At 59.0% G+C, this 17,384-nt stretch carries 12 protein-coding genes; 10 read left to right on the forward strand and 2 right to left on the reverse strand.

The features are described from left to right. Nucleotides 1–10 precede the first annotated feature (10 nt). Nucleotides 11–538, forward strand: a complete 528-nt coding sequence (locus tag ACWNRM_RS03570) for a CvpA family protein (protein ID WP_485169665.1) — start codon at nucleotides 11–13, stop codon at nucleotides 536–538. Between the two features lie 105 nt (nucleotides 539–643). After that, nucleotides 644–2,074 carry an amidophosphoribosyltransferase gene (gene purF, locus ACWNRM_RS03575; RefSeq protein WP_485169664.1) on the forward strand — a complete coding sequence of 477 codons (1,431 nt, stop codon included), beginning with the start codon at nucleotides 644–646 and terminating at the stop codon, nucleotides 2,072–2,074. 18 nt (nucleotides 2,075–2,092) lie between these two features. On the opposite strand, the gene ACWNRM_RS03580 is transcribed toward purF, so the two are convergent. Next, a complete protein-coding gene (locus tag ACWNRM_RS03580) occupies nucleotides 2,093–2,785 on the reverse strand; it encodes a TetR/AcrR family transcriptional regulator (protein ID WP_485169663.1) in 693 nt (230 codons plus the stop codon). 170 nt (nucleotides 2,786–2,955) lie between these two features. Here ACWNRM_RS03580 and ACWNRM_RS03585 point away from each other — a divergent pair, with 170 nt between their 5' ends. The 8 genes from ACWNRM_RS03585 (at nucleotide 2,956) to ACWNRM_RS03620 (ending at nucleotide 16,313) form a co-directional block, all read left to right on the forward strand. Next, nucleotides 2,956–4,191, forward strand: coding sequence for an efflux RND transporter periplasmic adaptor subunit (locus ACWNRM_RS03585; RefSeq protein ID WP_485169662.1), 1,236 nt, complete (start codon nucleotides 2,956–2,958; stop codon nucleotides 4,189–4,191). Between the two features lie 9 nt (nucleotides 4,192–4,200). After that, nucleotides 4,201–7,356 (forward strand): efflux RND transporter permease subunit, encoded by a 3,156-nt coding sequence (locus ACWNRM_RS03590; protein ID WP_485169661.1) that lies wholly within the window; start codon nucleotides 4,201–4,203, stop codon nucleotides 7,354–7,356. 5 nt (nucleotides 7,357–7,361) lie between these two features. Then, on the forward strand, nucleotides 7,362–8,837 hold the full coding sequence (locus ACWNRM_RS03595; protein ID WP_485169660.1) for an efflux transporter outer membrane subunit: 1,476 nt from the start codon (nucleotides 7,362–7,364) through the stop codon (nucleotides 8,835–8,837). Nucleotides 8,838–8,853: 16 nt separating this feature from the next. Beyond that, nucleotides 8,854–9,195, forward strand: a complete 342-nt coding sequence (locus ACWNRM_RS03600; protein ID WP_485169659.1) for a hypothetical protein — start codon at nucleotides 8,854–8,856, stop codon at nucleotides 9,193–9,195. Between the two features lie 185 nt (nucleotides 9,196–9,380). Next, nucleotides 9,381–10,676: a TolC family protein gene (locus ACWNRM_RS03605; protein WP_485169658.1), complete on the forward strand. Its 1,296-nt coding sequence runs from the start codon at nucleotides 9,381–9,383 to the stop codon at nucleotides 10,674–10,676. After that, nucleotides 10,673–11,962, forward strand: coding sequence for an efflux RND transporter periplasmic adaptor subunit (locus ACWNRM_RS03610; RefSeq protein ID WP_485169657.1), 1,290 nt, complete (start codon nucleotides 10,673–10,675; stop codon nucleotides 11,960–11,962). The genes ACWNRM_RS03605 and ACWNRM_RS03610 overlap by 4 nt, the downstream gene beginning before the upstream one ends. A 2-nt stretch (nucleotides 11,963–11,964) precedes the next feature. Further along, a complete protein-coding gene (locus tag ACWNRM_RS03615) occupies nucleotides 11,965–15,117 on the forward strand; it encodes an efflux RND transporter permease subunit (protein WP_485169656.1) in 3,153 nt (1,050 codons plus the stop codon). 143 nt (nucleotides 15,118–15,260) lie between these two features. Continuing rightward, nucleotides 15,261–16,313, forward strand: a complete 1,053-nt coding sequence (locus ACWNRM_RS03620) for an NAD(P)-dependent alcohol dehydrogenase (RefSeq protein WP_485169655.1) — start codon at nucleotides 15,261–15,263, stop codon at nucleotides 16,311–16,313. A 92-nt stretch (nucleotides 16,314–16,405) separates the two neighbouring features. Here the strand turns inward: ACWNRM_RS03620 and ACWNRM_RS03625 are convergent, their stop codons facing one another. Further along, a complete protein-coding gene (locus ACWNRM_RS03625) occupies nucleotides 16,406–17,221 on the reverse strand; it encodes a DeoR/GlpR family DNA-binding transcription regulator (RefSeq protein ID WP_485169654.1) in 816 nt (271 codons plus the stop codon). Nucleotides 17,222–17,384 lie beyond the last annotated feature (163 nt).

Raw genomic sequence — 17,384 nt, forward strand, 5'->3', positions numbered from 1 at the left:
GAACAATATCATGGAAAACTCAGCCGATATTGCCGTTCTCTTTGTGCTTCTTGTCTCGGCGCTCTGGGGCGGTGCGCGAGGCTTCGCCCGCGAAGTCTTCAGCCTGGCTGCCTGGATTGGCGGCTTTGTGCTGGCCGCCCGCACGGCGCCACTGATCCTGCCATGGGTGTCACAGAAGATCAGCGACCCGCTCGCTGCGACAGCGCTTTCCTACATCGTCTCGTTTATCGTTATCGTGCTCATATTGTCTTCCATCGCGCAGCGCTTCGCCACCGGGTTGCGCAGCGTGCTAGTCGGCGGCACAGACAGGTTGCTCGGCTGCCTCTTCGGTGTGGCGCGCGGTTACATCCTGCTGGTTGTACTCTATCTGGTCTGTGTCTCCGTGGCTGGTGCGACCATGGCGCATCTGCTCATTGCAGGAAGCAGATCGGGGCCCTACATCCTCGACGGGGTATATCTTGTTCAGGAACTAATGCCATATTTCGCGCAACTTCATCTTGCCATGCCGCCCGCAACAGGTCATGAGGCTGCCTTCTGACAGACCCCGGTCCCGAATAACCTATCTCAGATCGCCCGATCGCCGCATCACCGATCGCCCCATTTCCGGTCGCCCAAGCGTGACCATGCCCAGGAGCGCCGCCCGATGATTGATCCCGCCACACTTGAAACTGCGAACCGCCCCTATGAGGAATGCGGCGTGGTTGGTATCTGGGGTGCCCCCGATGCCTCCGCCCTGGCAGCGCTCGGCCTCCATGCCCTCCAGCATCGCGGGCAGGAAGCTGCCGGTATCGTCAGCCATGATGGTGAGCGCTTCTGCCAGCACAAGGGTCTTGGCCTCGTGGGAGACGTATTCAGTGATGCGCGCGTCATGAGTACGCTCAAGGGAAGCGGGGCCATTGGGCATAACCGCTACGCCACGACCGGCGGCACATTGCTGCGCAACGTTCAGCCACTCTATGCCGATTTCGAGTTTGGTGGCCTGGCGGTGGCGCATAACGGCAATCTGACTAATGCAGCAACGCTGCGACAGGCGCTGGTCAAGCGTGGCTGCCTGTTCCAGTCCACGACGGACACGGAGGTGTTCGTTCATCTCATCGCCATCTCGCTTTATGCCACCGTGCTGGAGCGTCTGGTGGATGCCGCCAAGCAGGTGAAGGGTGCCTACTCGGTGGTGGCGCTGTCACCCGACTTCCTGATCGGGCTTCGTGATCCGCTTGGCGTCCGCCCGCTTATTCTCGGTCGCGTAGCAGATGGCGGCTGGATGCTGGCCAGCGAGACCTGTGCGCTGGATATCGTAGGCGCCGAATTTGTACGCAATGTCGAGCCAGGCGAGATGGTGATTATCGACAATGACGGGATACGCTCCATGCGTCCCTTCGCACAGACCAACCCGCGCTTCTGCGTTTTTGAATACATCTACTTTGCCCGCCCTGATTCGATCCTCGAAGATCACTCGGTCTATGAGGCGCGCAAGCAGATCGGTGTCGAGCTTGCCCGCGAGAGTGGTGTGGAAGCCGATGTGATCGTGCCGGTACCCGATTCAGGTGTGCCTTCTGCAATGGGTTTTGCCGCAGAGAGCGGTATCCCGTTCGAAATGGGTATTATCCGCAACCACTATGTCGGACGCACTTTCATTGAGCCAACGGACCAGATTCGCAATCTGGGGGTTCGCATGAAACACTCGGCCAACACGCCTGTGCTCGCGGGCAAGCGTGTCGTGCTGGTGGATGACTCAATCGTACGCGGCACCACATCGCGCAAGATCGTTGATATGGTGCGCGCTGCCGGGGCAACCGAAGTGCATATGCGTATCAGCAGCCCGCCCACGAAGCATCCTTGCTTCTATGGCATTGATACCCCCGAAGAGAGCCAGCTCCTGGCTGCGACCCACAGCATCGAAAAGATGGCCGAGGCCATTGGCGTGGACAGCCTCGCCTTCATCTCGTTCGATGGTCTGTATCGTGCGCTTGGGCATGACGGCCGCACCGGTGCACAGGGTCGGTACTGCGATGCCTGCTTTACCGGTGATTACCCAATTGAACTGGTAGACAAGGAAGGCAGGCTGGTTGCCTGACGAGTGCGAGGGGCCTTTTCAGGCCCCTTTTTCGTTCTCGAGACCGCAGAGAAACATCCTGACAACGCGGCGCAGATAACGCGGCGTTTCGTCCCAGTGCTGACGCGGCCGACAATGGCTCAGCTCGCACAGCATCGACGTCGCGAGCGAGGCCCCGAAAAGCAGATCGGACGCCTCCTCAACATCGTCGATCGCCAAGGCCCCTTCATCAACAAAGCGCTCAAGCCATACGCGCAGGGGGAACGGGCCAGCCGCGCTGGAGAAAAACTCGCGAACGAAGCGACTGACCTCGGGGTTGCGCGAGACTTCCGCGATCACCACACGAATCAGGCTCAGACGCTTTTCGGTCATCATCGCGACGGCCAGCTTTTCGAGCCCGTAAACGAGCTTGTCTTCTACGGTATCACCGCAAAGCTCAAGATCACGCAGACCTGAAAGAAGAAGGCGATCCCTGAGCAGTAGCTCAACCATCTCCTGCTTGCTTGCGAACATGTGATAGAGCGTTTTCTTCGACATGTTAGAGCATTGAGCAATACGGTCCATAGATGCGCCGGAGTATCCATGCTCCTGCAATACAATCTCTGCCGCATCAAATATTCTATCTCGCCTCTCGGTCTCGCATAATACTGGCGGTCGACCACAATGCTTGCGCAGTACAGCAGACTCCTGATCGCGGACGGGACTTTTGATGGTGTGGGGCACAGTTGACATCGTATTGCGAAAAACCGCTCCAGAGCTGCATCGGGTCCGTTGACCGGGGTTCGGAAACCGTATAGTTCCCTATGCCAGAGAAACTCAAGGGTTTCCGAAACCTTTTTTGGCGCGAGCGCACGGTTTGCGGTTACCCTTCATAAACATCGGTAATTTTGGATAGCGCCAGCATGCGAGCATTTCAGTCTTACACGCCACGTTTGCCGTGGTCTCTCAAGGCAACAACAAGTCTTTCATTGCGCCTGATTCCCCTGGCTCTCCTGACGTTCGATCTGGCAGGATGCAAACATAAGGCTGCCGCCCCCAAGCCGCCGCCGCAGACCGTTGGCATCATCACGGTCCATCCACACCCGCTGAAGTCTGCAACTTCGCTTCCGGGTCGTGTCGAGGCCTTCGAGCAGGCGCAGGTTCGTCCTCAGGTTGGCGGCGTGATCCTCAAGCGTGCCTTCGAGCAAGGAACGGACGTCAAGGCCGGGCAATTGCTCTATGTGATCAACCCCGCCCCGTACAAGGCCAGTTACGATCAGGCAAAAGCCCAGTTGCTGCACGCACAGGCGGCCGCATTGAGCATTCGCGCCCAGCTGGAACGTTATCGCCCGCTCGCTGCGGCTCATGCTGTCAGTAAACAGGACTACGATAATACTCTTTCGTCGTCGCGTCAGGCAGAAGCCGATATCGCGCAGGCCAAGGCCAATGTCGATAGCGCAGCCGTCAATCTGGACTGGACCCAGGTACGATCCCCCATCGACGGTCGTATTGGACGTATGCTGGTTACCCCCGGCACACTTGTCACCGCGGGTCAGACCACGGCCATCGCCACAGTCACGCGCATGGACCCGATCTATGTGGACGTGAACCTCGCCACCTCGGACATGCTGCGCCTGCGACGCGAATTTGCCAGCGGCAAGCTGGAAAAGGTGTCGGGCAATGCCGCGGCCGTTGAGCTCACCCTCGAGGATGGCAGCCGCTACGACAAGGCGGGTCAGCTGCGCCTGACTGAAGTCACGGTCGACCCCGCGACGGGCACCATGGTCGTCCGAGCCGAATTCCCCAACCCTGATCGCCTGCTGATGCCTGGCATGTACGTTCATGCCGAGGTCGCCGAAGGTGTCGACCCCAGGGCCATCACCATCCCGCAGCCGGCATTGCAGCGTGACTCCAAGGGCGATCCCTTCGTTTACGCGCTTGATGGCGACAACAAGGTGACCATGCGCTTCGTGCAGCTCGACCGCGCCCTTGATGGCGACTGGGTTGTGATGGGGGGCCTCAATAACGGTGACCGCATCATCGTTGAAGGAATCCAGAAGGCCCATCCGGGCGCCGTCGTGAAGCCGGTTGAAAAATCAGCCGACGACAAGGCCGCGGAAGGCAAGGCATCCGACACCCAGCCCGCGCACGCAGGATAAGAGTAGTTCATGTCTCGTTTCTTTATCGACAGACCGATCTTCGCCTGGGTTATCGGGCTGATCATCATGCTGGTCGGTGGCGTAGCCATTTTCCGCATGCCAATTGCCCAGTACCCGTCCATCGCTCCCCCTCAGATCGCGATTACGGTCGATTATCCCGGCGCTTCGGCCGAGACGGTGAACAACACCACCGTGCGTCCGATCCTGCAGCAGATGTTCGGCCTGGATCATCTCGAATATCTCTCGGCGTCGTCCTATGGCAGCGGCCATATGGAAATCGACCTGACCTTTGCGCAGGGAACAAACCCGGACATTGCGCAGGTTCAGGTGCAGAACAAGCTGCAGCTCGCACAGCCGCGCTTGCCGACAGAAGTGGTCAATCAGGGCCTGAGCGTGACGAAGGCCGTGAAGAACTTCATGCTCGTGATCGCCTTCATCTCGACCGACAGCAGCATGTCGGGACAGGATATCGCCGATTACGTGGCCTCGAACGTATCCGATCCGCTGTCGCGCGTTTCCGGTGTAGGTGACCATACGCTGTTCGGTTCCGAATATGCGATGCGCGTGTGGATGGACCCCAACAAGCTCTATAAATATTCGCTCAATGTCAGCGATGTTCAGACGGCCATCCAGCAACAGAACATTCAGGTCTCCTCGGGTGAACTGGGCGGTCTGCCCTCCACCAAGGAGATCGGCTTTGACGCCACGATCATCGGTCCGACCCGCCTGAGTGAACCTGAGCAGTTCAAGAAGATCGTGCTCAAGGTGCAGCAGGATGGTTCACAGGTTCTGCTCAGCGATGTCGCCCGTGTCGAACTTGGCGCGCAAAACTATAATCTGTCCTCGTTCTACAACAACCTGCCCACTGTCGGTATGGCACTCAAGCTTGCGCCGGGGGCAAACCAGCTGACGACCGAAACGGCCGTGCGTGCCAAGATTGCGGAGCTGGAGAAGTTCTACCCGCAGGGCCTCAAGACGGTTTACCCGCTCGATACCGAGCCGTTCATCACCCTGTCGATCAAGGAAGTTGTCATCACGCTGGTCGAGGCCATCGCGCTCGTCTTCGTTGTCATGCTGATCTTCCTGCAGAATTTCCGTGCCACGCTCATTCCGACAATTGCTGTTCCGGTTGTGCTTCTTGGCACGTTCGGTGTGCTTTCGGCGCTCGGCTTTTCCATCAACACCCTGACCATGCTTGCCATGGTGCTCGCCGTCGGCCTTCTCGTTGATGACGCGATTGTGGTGGTGGAAAACGTCGAGCGTGTAATGAGCGAGAAGGGGCTATCGCCCAAGGAAGCCTCGCGTCAGTCGATGGATGAAATCACGGGTGCCCTCGTGGGTATCGTGCTGGTCCTTACCGCCGTGTTTCTGCCTATGGCAGCATTCAGCGGCTCGACAGGCGTGATCTATCGTCAGTTCTCGATTACCATCGTTTCCGCCATGTGGCTCTCGGTGCTGGTGGCGACGGTCATGACGCCCGCACTTTGTGGCTCCATGCTCAAGCCAACCCACAAAGAGCACAAGACCGGACCAATCGCCTGGTTCAACCGCAATTTCGATCGCATGACCAATGGTTATCTGGGCGGGGTACGTCGCCTCGTACGCAGCCGTCTGATCAGCATGCTTCTTTTTGCCGTTTTTGCCTTCGGCGCCGTGTTTTTGTTCCTTCGCGTTCCCGGCGGCTTCCTGCCGGAGGAAGATCAGGGCATCATTTTTGGTCAGGTCACCATGCGTCCGGGCGCCAATAACGCGCAGACCGCAGCGGTCAACCGCAAGATCACCGATTATGTGATGCATAAATACGGTGACATTGCTCAGTCCGTTTTTGCCATGAACGGCTTCAACTTTGCCGGTCAGGGCCAGAGTGCTGGTGCATTCTTCATTCGTCTCAAACCTTGGGATGAGCGTCCGGGTTACAAGAACACCACCATGTCGGTGGCTGGCGAAATCATGAAACACTTCTGGATGGACCCGGAAGCGATCATTTTCGCCATCAACCCACCTGCCGTAATGGAGCTTGGCAACGCGGCTGGTTTTGACCTTGAGCTTGAGGATAACGGGCATCTCGGTCACAAGGCTTTGCTGGCTGCCCGTAATCAGGTTCTGGCCGAGGCTGCCAAAAATCCGCGCCTGATGGCTGTGCGTCCGATGGGGCTTGAGGATCAGCCGCAGTTCCATCTTGACATTGATCGCGCGCGTGCCAACGCACAGGGCGTGACGAATGCCGAGATCAACACGACCATTCAGGGCGCATTCGGCTCAATCTACGTCAATCAGTTCATGCGCAGCGACCGAGTCAAACAGGTCTATATCGAAGGTGAAGCCTGGGCGCGCATGACGCCTGAAGACCTGAACAAATGGTGGGTGCGCAACAGCACGGGCAATATGGTGCCGTTCAATTCCTTCGCCACGGGCAACTGGATTGTCGGTCCGCAGAAGGTAGAAGACTACAACGGTCTGAACTCCTTCGAGCTTCAGGGCCAGGGCGCCCCCGGCACAAGCTCGGGCGATGCCATGAAGGAAATGGAGAAGATCCTGACCCATCTGCCCAAGGGTATCGGGTACGAATGGACAGGTATTTCCTACGAGCAGGTTGCTTCCAGCGGATCGACAGGCCCACTTTATGCACTGGCCGCCATTGTTATCCTGCTGTGCCTTGCCGCACTTTATGAAAGCTGGGCGATCCCGCTTTCGGTGCTGATGGTGTTGCCACTTGGCGTGCTCGGTGCAATTGGTGCCACGCTTTGGCGAGGCCTGGACAACGACGTGTATTTCCAGGTGGGCCTGCTGACCACGGTTGGTCTTTCGGTCAAGAACGCCATTCTGATCGTGGAATTCGCGAAGGAGTTCTTCGAGCAGGGGGATTCGCTTGAAGATGCCGTGCTCAAGGCTGGTCGCGAACGTCTTCGCCCGATTCTGATGACGTCCATCGCTTTTGTCTGCGGTGTGTTCCCACTGGCTATCGCCACGGGGGCCGGGTCGGCGGCTCGGGTGGCCATCGGTACCTGCGTGGTCGGTGGCATGTTGTCTGCAACGCTGCTGGCCGTGTATTTCGTCCCGGTATTCTTCGTGGTGATCCTCAGGCTTTTCCGCGTGAAGCGCATGAGAGACCGCGTAGACCCGTACGAACACCGCAACGAAGCCGCTCGGGGAGAGGGCGCATGAGTTTCATGACCAACATTAGACCGGTGAGCGTCCTCCTGGCGTTCACCATGCTGGCCTCCTGTGATCTGGCGCCTAAATATCAGCGTCCAGCACAGCCGGTCCAGAATGCCTATCCGGCTGATACCGGTCAGGCGGCATCGCTGAGCGGACAAGCTGCGGCTGATATCGGCTGGAAGCATTTCTTCACGGATGCCCGCCTGCGCGCGCTGATCGAACTTGCCCTGCGCAACAATCGCGACCTGCGCAGTCAGGCCGCAGCGATCATCGAGGCCCAGGGCAATTACGATGTCCAGCACGCCTCACTGTTCCCCCCCATTGGGGTAACAGGGCAGGGTGAGTATTTCGCTCCCTCCGAAACCGCAGGCTTCTCCTTCGCCCCAGGCCTGGGGCGCGGCACGTCCATGCTGCGCTATTATGGCGCCAACATTGGCTTCTCTTCCTATGAAGTCGATCTATTCGGCCGTATCCGCAATCTCTCGCGCCAACAGGCAGAAGAGTTGCTCGGCTCGCGCATGAATGCGCAATCCGTGCTGATCAGCATGGTGGCGCAGGTAGCCAATACTTATCTGCAATGGCTGGCCGACCGCGAACTCGTGCGCGTAAGCAACCAGACCCTGACATCGCAGAGCGATACGCTGCGTCTGACGCGCATGAAATATGATCATGGCGAGGCCGATGCCCTCACGCTGGCCCAGACCCAGACCCAGGTCGAACAGGCAGCCAGCAACAAGGCACAATATGAGCGGCAGCTGGGACAGGATGAGCATCAGTTGCAGTTGCTCATCGGTGTCCCTTTGCCTGACACCCTTCCGGCACCTCAGCCTTTCGGGACCCAGACCCTGATGGCAGACCTGCCCGCAGGCCTGCCGTCGGATCTGATCGGACAGCGCCCCGACATCCAGTCGGCGGAGCACAACCTGATCGGTGCCAACGCGAATATCGGTGCGGCGCGCGCGGCGTTCTTCCCCAAGGTGACACTCACGGCGCAGGAAGGGGTCAGCTCATTGCAGTTCCGCCACCTGTTCACGCCCGGAGCACAGACTTGGTCTGTATCGCCCAACATAACATTCCCGATTTTCACATGGGGTCAGAACGAGGGTAACCTCAAAATCAGCAAGGCACGTCGCCTTGCCCAGATTGCGACCTACGAGAAAACGGTTCAGACAGCTTTCAAGGAAGTGTCGGATGCCCTGACGGCGCGTGAGACCTATCTTGCCCAGGATAGCCACCTCAAGAGTCTGGTTCAGTCATCGCAGCAGGCCTTTGATCTCGCCATGATGCGCTATAATACGGGCATTGATCCCTACCTCACCACCTTGACGCAGCAGCGCAGCCTGTACGACGCGCAGCAGAACCTCATCAATGTGCAATTGGCCCGATACCAGAATCTGGTAACGCTCTACCGGGCACTTGGCGGTGGGTGGAGCGCCAACGACGTCGCCAAGGCCCAGGCCATGCCGGGTGCCTCCAAACAAGGTTGATACAGGAATAGCTTTGATGAAACAGTCAACGCCGCGTCGTCTTGTCCTCTGTGCCTTCGGTGCAGGGGCGGTGCTCATGCCCGCCCTTGCCATTGCGCAGGATGATGGTGACGACAAGAAGAAGCCCGATATGCATCAACTTGCCCGCTCGTCTGCCCTGCCAAAAGCGGAAGCTGATTTCAGTATGTTCAAATATCGCCCCCCGGGCGACAAGGTCGTTGAGCAGGCAGACGCGCAGCGCATTCTTTTCAAACGACCCGATGGCACGCCGGACGGCTACGCCCAGCGTCGGGGAAATGCGATCATCTATTATGACCGCGCCGGCAAGGTGTCGCACGTTCAACCAATCGACAACTAGGCTGCATTACAGAGAGGCGGTGCCACGGGTATCTGCCGGACATACATAGGCAGCTGTTTTTATCTGGAACATGCGGGAGAGGATTACCTCACCCTTTCCGGCATGTTGCGTCTTTATTATTTTATTTATCATCCAGCCAAGTTTTGTCGTAGAGCAATGATCAGATCCGCCTAAGATCACTCATCATGTCAGTGATTCTCCGGCCAATACGGGCGTCCAGGCGCCGACCGCTCTCCTCAGGCTCCTCAGGCTCCTCAGGCACCAGATATCTCCTGAGCGCCACTCTCGTTCTCCTTGCTGCGGCTACACTGTCTTCTGCGAGCAGAGCCGAGAGTTTTCATGAGGCCATTCAGCTTGCGTGGGACCGTGACCCGGCCAATCAATCCTTTTCCATCGACGCCACGGCGTCACACAAGAACGCTCGTGCCGCGCAGTCATGGTTTCCTGATGGGCCGATCGTCGCCGGGCAATATCTCGATGACCATTTCATCGGCACCAATCTTGGCTACACAACCTATCAGGGCAGTATCAGCGTCCCTCTCTGGCTGCCCGGTCAAGGCACGGCCACCGTTCGCAACGCGCTGGCCGATGAGGCCGTCGCAAAGGCCCGGATCAAGGTTCAGCATCTTCTGAGCGCTGTGCGCATTCTCGATCTCGCCAGCGCCGCCACCTTGCTCGAAAAAAAGATCGGTAATCTGCGCGCGACAAGCGATCTCCTTGAGCGCGTGGTGCAGAGCTCTCATCAGGGTCTGCGTGCCGGTGAAATTGCGGCGGCTGATTTTGATGCAGTCGTGGGCGAGAAGGGCGATTTCGATGCGCAGATCGCCCAGTCAGAGCAGGCTCTTGAAAACAATCGCGCCGAGCTTGAGGCCCTCACCGGCACTGACGAAATTCCCGATATCCTCTCACTCGACGGGCGTATTCTGGGCACAAAAACCCTGACGCTCGACCCCACACGCGACCCACGTATCGAGATGGCCGCGGCAGTTTCGCGCAGCGCAAAGGCGGCGTATTCGCTCGCACGTCACTCCTACATGCCTAACCCGCAACTGGGCGTGCAAGTCGTCAAACAGGGCCAGTATGGCAGCCCCTGGGACACACAGGTGGGCGTCCAGTTCTCAATGGCGTTGCCGAGCGAGGCGCGTAATACGCCAATGGTCATGAAAGAGGTCAAGGCCATGGGTGCGGCCGAACGCGATGCCATACTGGCACAGCGCAAGGTCAAGACCGAATACCGTCAGACACGCGCCAGCCTCAGCTCAGCGCTGGCCATGCTGCGCAATGCCTCATCGGCGCGGCAGGCACTCGATGCCCGCGCCCATGACCTTGAACATGCGTGGAGCGTCGGTGAAACGCCGGTCATCGAATATCTTCGTGCACGCCGTGCGGCGCTCGAGGCCGGTCAGAGAAACGCCGAAGCCGATGTCATCTGGCACGCCGCAATGATCAGAATGAGCCTGATGGCCGGAAACTACCCATGATAATCAACCCCAAGCGCCACCTGTCTGCGCGTTATCGCTGCGCTCTCCTTGTCCTCACCAGCCTGTCATTCTCGCTCTTACCCGAGAGCGGGTTCGCGCAGGTCGGGCCAGTCTCGACGCCTCCCGGCACAGTCAGCGCGCCGGTCGCGACGAGTGCCCCGAGTGCAGAGGGCGGACCACAGAGCCCTGCTGACTGGCCGAATGCACCCATTGCGATTTCGCGGGAGGCACTCAGGCAGGAAGGTATTCATACCGCCGTAACGCGTCAGGGGGCTTTGCCACCGCATGTCGACGTGCCTGCCTATATCGATCAGGATGACCGGCGCAGCGCCCGGATCCACCCGGTGGGGCAGGGACGTGTGCAGAGCGTTCTGGTGACGCCGGGTGAGATCGTCAAAAAAGGGCAGGTGCTGTTCACCTATGACGATTTCAGCCTGAGCGATGCTCATCAGCGCCTTCTTTCGGCCGAAGCTGCGGTCCAGCAGGCCCGCGCCCTGCGCGACGATGCCCGTCTGTCCTATGATCGGGCCCGCGCCCTTCAGGGCGGCGCCATATCGCAGGGTGAGGCGCAGCGTCGCCGGTCGCGCCTTCAGGACGCAGAGGGCACGGTCAAACGCAGCGAGGCCATTGCGCAGAATGAGCGCGAGAGGCTGGCCCGGTTCTCTTCATCGTCTGAAAAGACCGAGGGGCTCCATTCATCCGTTATCTCCCCGATCGATGGCATCGTGAACAAGATTGTCGTGGGCGTGGGGGAGGAAGTGTCCGGCCGTGCCGCACCAGCCGTCGAAATTGACGATCTCTCCCGGGTCTGGGTGGTCTCGCAGGTTGGTGAGCAGCAGGCGACGCATCTGAGCCGGGGTGGAAGACAACTGACCTGGCCAGCTCCTGACGCCAAACCCATCGAGTCACGCATCGACCTGATTGAGGGTAGCGTGGACCCGATGACCCGCCATGTGCTCGTGCGCAGCCTGGTGGATAACAGCAAAAGACAGCTTCGGCCCGATATGCTCGTCAAGACACGGCTCTTCTCGACCGAAACCGTGCATGGCATCGTGATCCCGGCCAGCGCCATACAGAAAATCGGCTCGCAGCCCTGCGTGTTTATACGTCTGGATGAAACACATTATCAGGCGCGCAAGGTAACGACTGGCCCTGATCTCGATGGGCGGATTGTCGTAACGCAGGGACTGAAACCCGGCGAAACAGTCGTGACGGATGGCAGCTTCGTTCTGAAGTCGCAGGCCCTCCTGGCCCCCGAACCCAATCACGGCGAGGGCGGTCAGTAACCATGAAATTCATGCTCGCCCTCCTCAAGGGGCGCGCCGCCATACTCGGTGCGGTCGTCCTTCTCATGATCGCCGGGATTGCGGATCTGCGTTCGCTCTCGGTTGAGCCGGTGCCGGATATCTCGCCCCGGCAGGTGCTCATCTCGGTCCGTGCACCCGGCCTGCCGACCGAAGAGGTCGAGCGCCTGGTGACTTTCCCCATAGAGACCGTCATGTCCGGTATCGTCGGGGTGGATTCCATGCGCTCGGTCTCACGTACCGGCGTTTCGGTGCTCTATCTGCAGTTCAATGACGGCACCGACATTTACAGGGCGCGCGAGCTCGTGGCGCAGCGGCTCGATCAGGCACGCGCTGCCGTGTCTGTTCGCAATCTCGCCATCACGATGGGGCCGATGGCCACCGGTATGGGCGAGATCCTGCAGCTTCAGATTCACGGCGAGGGTCGCTCACTGGCCGCGCTGAACCGGATCATGACGTGGAACGTCGTGCCCAAGCTGCGCCTGATCCGTGGTGTAATCGATGTCAACATCAATGGTGGCGCGTCGCAGACCTATCAGGTCGCGCTCAACCCCATGGCGCTGCGTCAGTTCCAGGTTTCGGTCTCGGATGTGTTCAACGCGGTGGATCGTGACAACGAAGCCGCCGGGGGCGCGTGGATCGAACATAACGACGAGCAGAAAATCATTGTCGGGCGCTCGCTGATCGACAGCCTGCATGAGCTGGGCGAGGTGCAGGTGCGCAGCATGCCCAATGGCGGCGTGGTCCATGTGCGCGATGTCGGCACTGTGCGTGAGGGGCGTCTCCCGAGGCTCGGCGGTGTCACGCGCGATGGGGAGGGCGAAATCGTCAATGCCGTAGTCCTGTTGCAGCAGGGGGCCAATGCCAAGGCCACGCTCTCACGCATCAAGGCTGCCCTGCCTCAGATCATCGCCTCACTTCCTGAAGGCGTGACGCTCGAACCCTATTACAGCCGCGCCACCCTGACTGATGTCACCATTCACACCGTCAAGGAAAACCTTGTCCTCGGCGCGATCCTCGTACTGGTCGTGCTTCTGGTCGTGATCGGCGACTGGCGTGCCTCGCTCGTGATCATTTCGGTCATTCCATTTTCTCTCGTGGCCGCAATGGTAGGCATGCGTCACCTCGGCATATCCGCCAATCTGCTGAGCCTTGGCGCCATTGATTTCGGGATGGTGGTCGATAGCGCCCTTGTGATTGTAGAGAGCGTGCTTTCCAGTCAGGCTGGTGACGACGTACCGCTCACACGGCGTATTGCCGAGACGGTGCGCTCGGTGGCGCGACCGGTCATATTTGCCATTCTGATCATCATCATGGTCTATCTGCCGGTGCTCACGCTGGAGGGCGTTGAGGGCCGTATGTTCCGTCCCATGGCCCAGACGGTCATCCTCGCGCTTATTGCGTCGCTGATCTACGCGCTGATCGCCGTGCCTGCTTTTGCGGCGCTGATCATGAAGATCAAGCCTCATCATGCATCCGCGCACGAAACCCGCAATGAGGCGCATCCCTCCGATAGCGAGGCGCTGACAGGGACCGAGCACGACACCTTCTTCATCCGTTTCCTGCGCCGCGGTTTTGCCCCCGCCTCGCGCTGGTGCATGGATCATGGGCGTATGGTGGTGGGCATCGCCCTGCTGGTGCTGGTGGTTTCGCTTGGCCTGACTACACGGCTGGGCGGTGAATTCATCCCGCAATTGCAGGAAGGTGATCTGATCGTCACCTCGACACGTCTGCCCGGCATATCGCTCGACGCCTCGCTGCGTGCCATCACCCAGATCGAGAAGACACTCAGGCAATTCCCTGATATCCGGATGCTGGTCAGCAATAGCGGCACCTCCGCCATCCCGACCGATCCTCAGGGTGGCGAGCAGTCTGATACCTATGTTCTGCTCAAGCCGCGCAGCGAGTGGAAGACCGCCACAACGCAGGAAGGGCTGATACGCGCCTTCGATGCCGCCTTGCGCAAGAACAACCCCGGCTCGCTCTATTCATGGAGCCAGCCTATCCAGATGCGCATGGATGACCTGCAATCGGGTGTGCGCTCCCAGATTGCCATAGGCATCTATGGCCCGGACATCGATACATTGATGAAGCTCGCCAGCCAGACGGCCCGCGTAGTGGATTCAGTCAATGGTGCTGCCGATGTCGCCCCGCAGGATGTCGGCACGATCCCGTATCTGCATATCGATGTGGATCGTACCGCGGCAGCCCGGTTGAACGTCGATACATCCGAAGTGTTGGATGTCGTGGAATCCATCGGCGGCCATGTAGGCCCTCCAGTCTCGCTACAGGATGCGCTGATCCCCACTGAAGTGCGCATCATGGCAGAATCACGTGATGATCTGAATGATATCCGCCTGCTGCCCGTGCTGACCCGCGACGATCACTCGGTAAGGCTCGATCAGGTGGCCGACATCACCTTGCGTGATGGTCCGGCGGCGATCCGGCGCAACCAGGGAGAGCGTCGGATGATGGTACAGGCCAATGTGCGTGGCCGCGACCTCAGCTCCTTCGTTCAGGAAGCCCAGAGCGCGGTCAAAAACCAGATCAGGCTCCCGCCGGGTTACAGGATCGAATGGAGCGGCCAGTTTCGCAATCTGCAAACCGCGGTGGCACGTCTGGAAATTGTCGTGCCGATCACACTGGTCCTGATTTTCTGCCTGCTTATCCTTGCCCTTGGCGATATCTGGCTGGCGGCTCTGGTGTTCGTCAACCTGCCTTTCGCGGCAACTGGCGGCATCATTGCCCTGTGGGTTCGTGGCATGCCATTCAGCATCTCGGCTGGTATCGGGTTCATCGCTCTGTTCGGCGTCGCGACGCTTAACGGCGTGGTGCTGATTTCCTATATTCGTGACAAGCGGCTTGCGGGGTTCGATGCGGTTACCGCAGCCGTCACCTCGGCGCGGGAGCGTTTCCGCCCTGTCATGGCAACAGCCACGGTGGCGTGCCTCGGCTTCTTCCCGATGGCCTTTTCAATGAGCGAGGGCGCCGAGGTGGAGAAGCCGCTGGCGAGTGTGGTGATTGGCGGGCTGATTTCCTGCACCGCTCTAACGCTTCTTGTTCTGCCAACCCTCTATATAAGGCTCTCGGCCTGGCGTGAGCGCCGGACACGGGCGAGTTCGGCCCCGGCTGAATAGACACTCTGCGCAGCAGCGGGAAATGAACTCGCGAGCCTGACGAGACGTTAACACCGAAGGCTTATTGGCAGACACCCCAGAGACGGCGATCGTCTTTGGGGTGTTTGACGTTCCTCTGCCCAAGGCCAGGATGGAGAATCTCGATGCTTTCCTGTATCGGTTACGGGGCACAAGGTGCCTCTGAGCGCCTCGCTCCCTTCAAGTTTGATCGTCGCGACACCGGTCCTGACGATGTCCGTATAGACATTCTCTATTGCGGCGTTTGCCATTCCGACATTCATCAGGCCCGTAACGAATGGCACAACACCATCTATCCTTGTGTGCCCGGCCATGAGATTGTTGGTCGCGTCAGCGAGACTGGCGCATCTGTCAGCAAGTTCAAGGTTGGGGATCTGGTTGGCGTAGGCTGCATGGTTGATTCATGCCGCGAATGTGCCAGCTGCAAGGAAGGTCTCGAGCAGTATTGCGAGGTCGGCTTTGTTGGCACTTATAACGGTGAAGACCGTCAGGGACGTGGAATCACCTTCGGCGGCTACTCCAAGGCCGTTGTGGTCGATCAGGGATTTGTTCTCAAGGTTCCGGAGAACCTCGAACTTGCGGCTGTCGCGCCCCTGCTTTGCGCTGGTATCACGACTTACTCGCCGCTCAAGCACTGGAAAGTCGGTCCGGGCCAGCGCGTGGGTATTGTTGGCCTTGGCGGGCTCGGCCACATGGCTGTGAAGTTCGCTCGGGCGTTTGGTGCCGAGGTGGTTCTTTTCACGACATCGCAAGGCAAGGTCGAGGATGGCCTGCGCCTTGGTGCACATGAAGTCGTGCTCTCCAAGGACCCCGAAGCGATGGCCAAGGAAACGGGTCGCTTCGACTTCATTCTCGATGCTGTGGCCGCTGACCACGACATCAACGCCTATCTTAACCTGCTCAAGCGCGAGGGAACGCTCGTCCAGGTAGGCGCTCCAGAGAACCCGCTTCCCGTCAGCGTATTCAGCCTGATCATGAAGCGCCGCAACTTTGCCGGCTCACTGATCGGCGGCATTGCCGAGACACAGGAGATGCTGGATTTCTGCGGCGAGCATGGCATTACCTCGGATATCGAGATGATCGCGATGGATGAGATCGAAAATGCCTATGCGCGCATGCTCAAATCGGATGTGAAGTATCGTTTCGTCATCGATATGGCGACGCTCGAAAACGCCTGATTGCGGTAAGGGGCCGGGCAGGGGACGCTACCCGCCCGGCCTCAACGCCGGTTTAAGCTGGAACGATCAGGCACGCCGCCTGACGAGGTGCTTCAGCAGATCTCGACAGGAATACCAGCGGCTTCAAGATCTGTCAGCGTGTCGGATTTGATCTGGCTGTCCGTCAGAATACGGTCGAATTCCTGCAACGATGTCAGGCGGTGCAGACCACCCTGTCTGAATTTGGTGCTGTCCACCAGAAGCACACACTGATCAGCAATATCCATCAGGGCCCGCTTGACCTTCACCACATCCTGATCGTTCTGGAACGCCGTGTCGCCCGAGATCACGGAGGTGGACATGAACATGATATTGCCGCGCAGTGAGCGCGCAGCCTGCTCGCACACCAACCCGAAAAACGCGTTGCGCGAGTTGCTGTAATCACCTCCCAGACAGATGATCTTGATACCGGGGAAAGGGGCCAGCGCCTGGACCACCCCGACCGCGTTGGTAATGACTGTCAGAGGTGCACGCGCTGGCAACAAGGGCAGCATCTCGGCGACAGTCGTCGAATCATCAAGAATGATAACCTGACCGGGCTCGATCATCGACACGGCACGCTGGATAATCGCCTTTTTCAGGTTGGCGGCGCGATGCTGACGATAAGCAACGTTTTTCTCGGTCCGGGCACGGTTCTTGAGCGTGATGCCGCCATGGATCTTGTCGATCAGCCCCTGGCTAGCCAATGCATGGGCATCACGATGAATGGTCATACGGCTGACATCAAAATGCTCAGCCAGAAACTCGATGCTTGCATTACCCTGCTCGAACAAAAGATCAAGAATCTGCTGCTGACGTGATTTCAGGTTCTGGCGCTTGATCCCGGAGAAACCGTCCAGAGAGGGTACTGGCTTGGGGTCATCATTCATTCTGAAGAACTGCCTTTGACAGATTTTGCTTTGTTCCGATGGACCAAGCAGACCAATCGATAGATCACAAAAATATCACAAATATCTCACCTCGGCAAGAGATGCTGGAAACAGTTATCAGGCGCCATCACGGCAGATGGTATCTCGTCGGCCTGCATGTGCC

It is taken from the genome of Asaia sp. A2 (assembly GCF_057319415.1).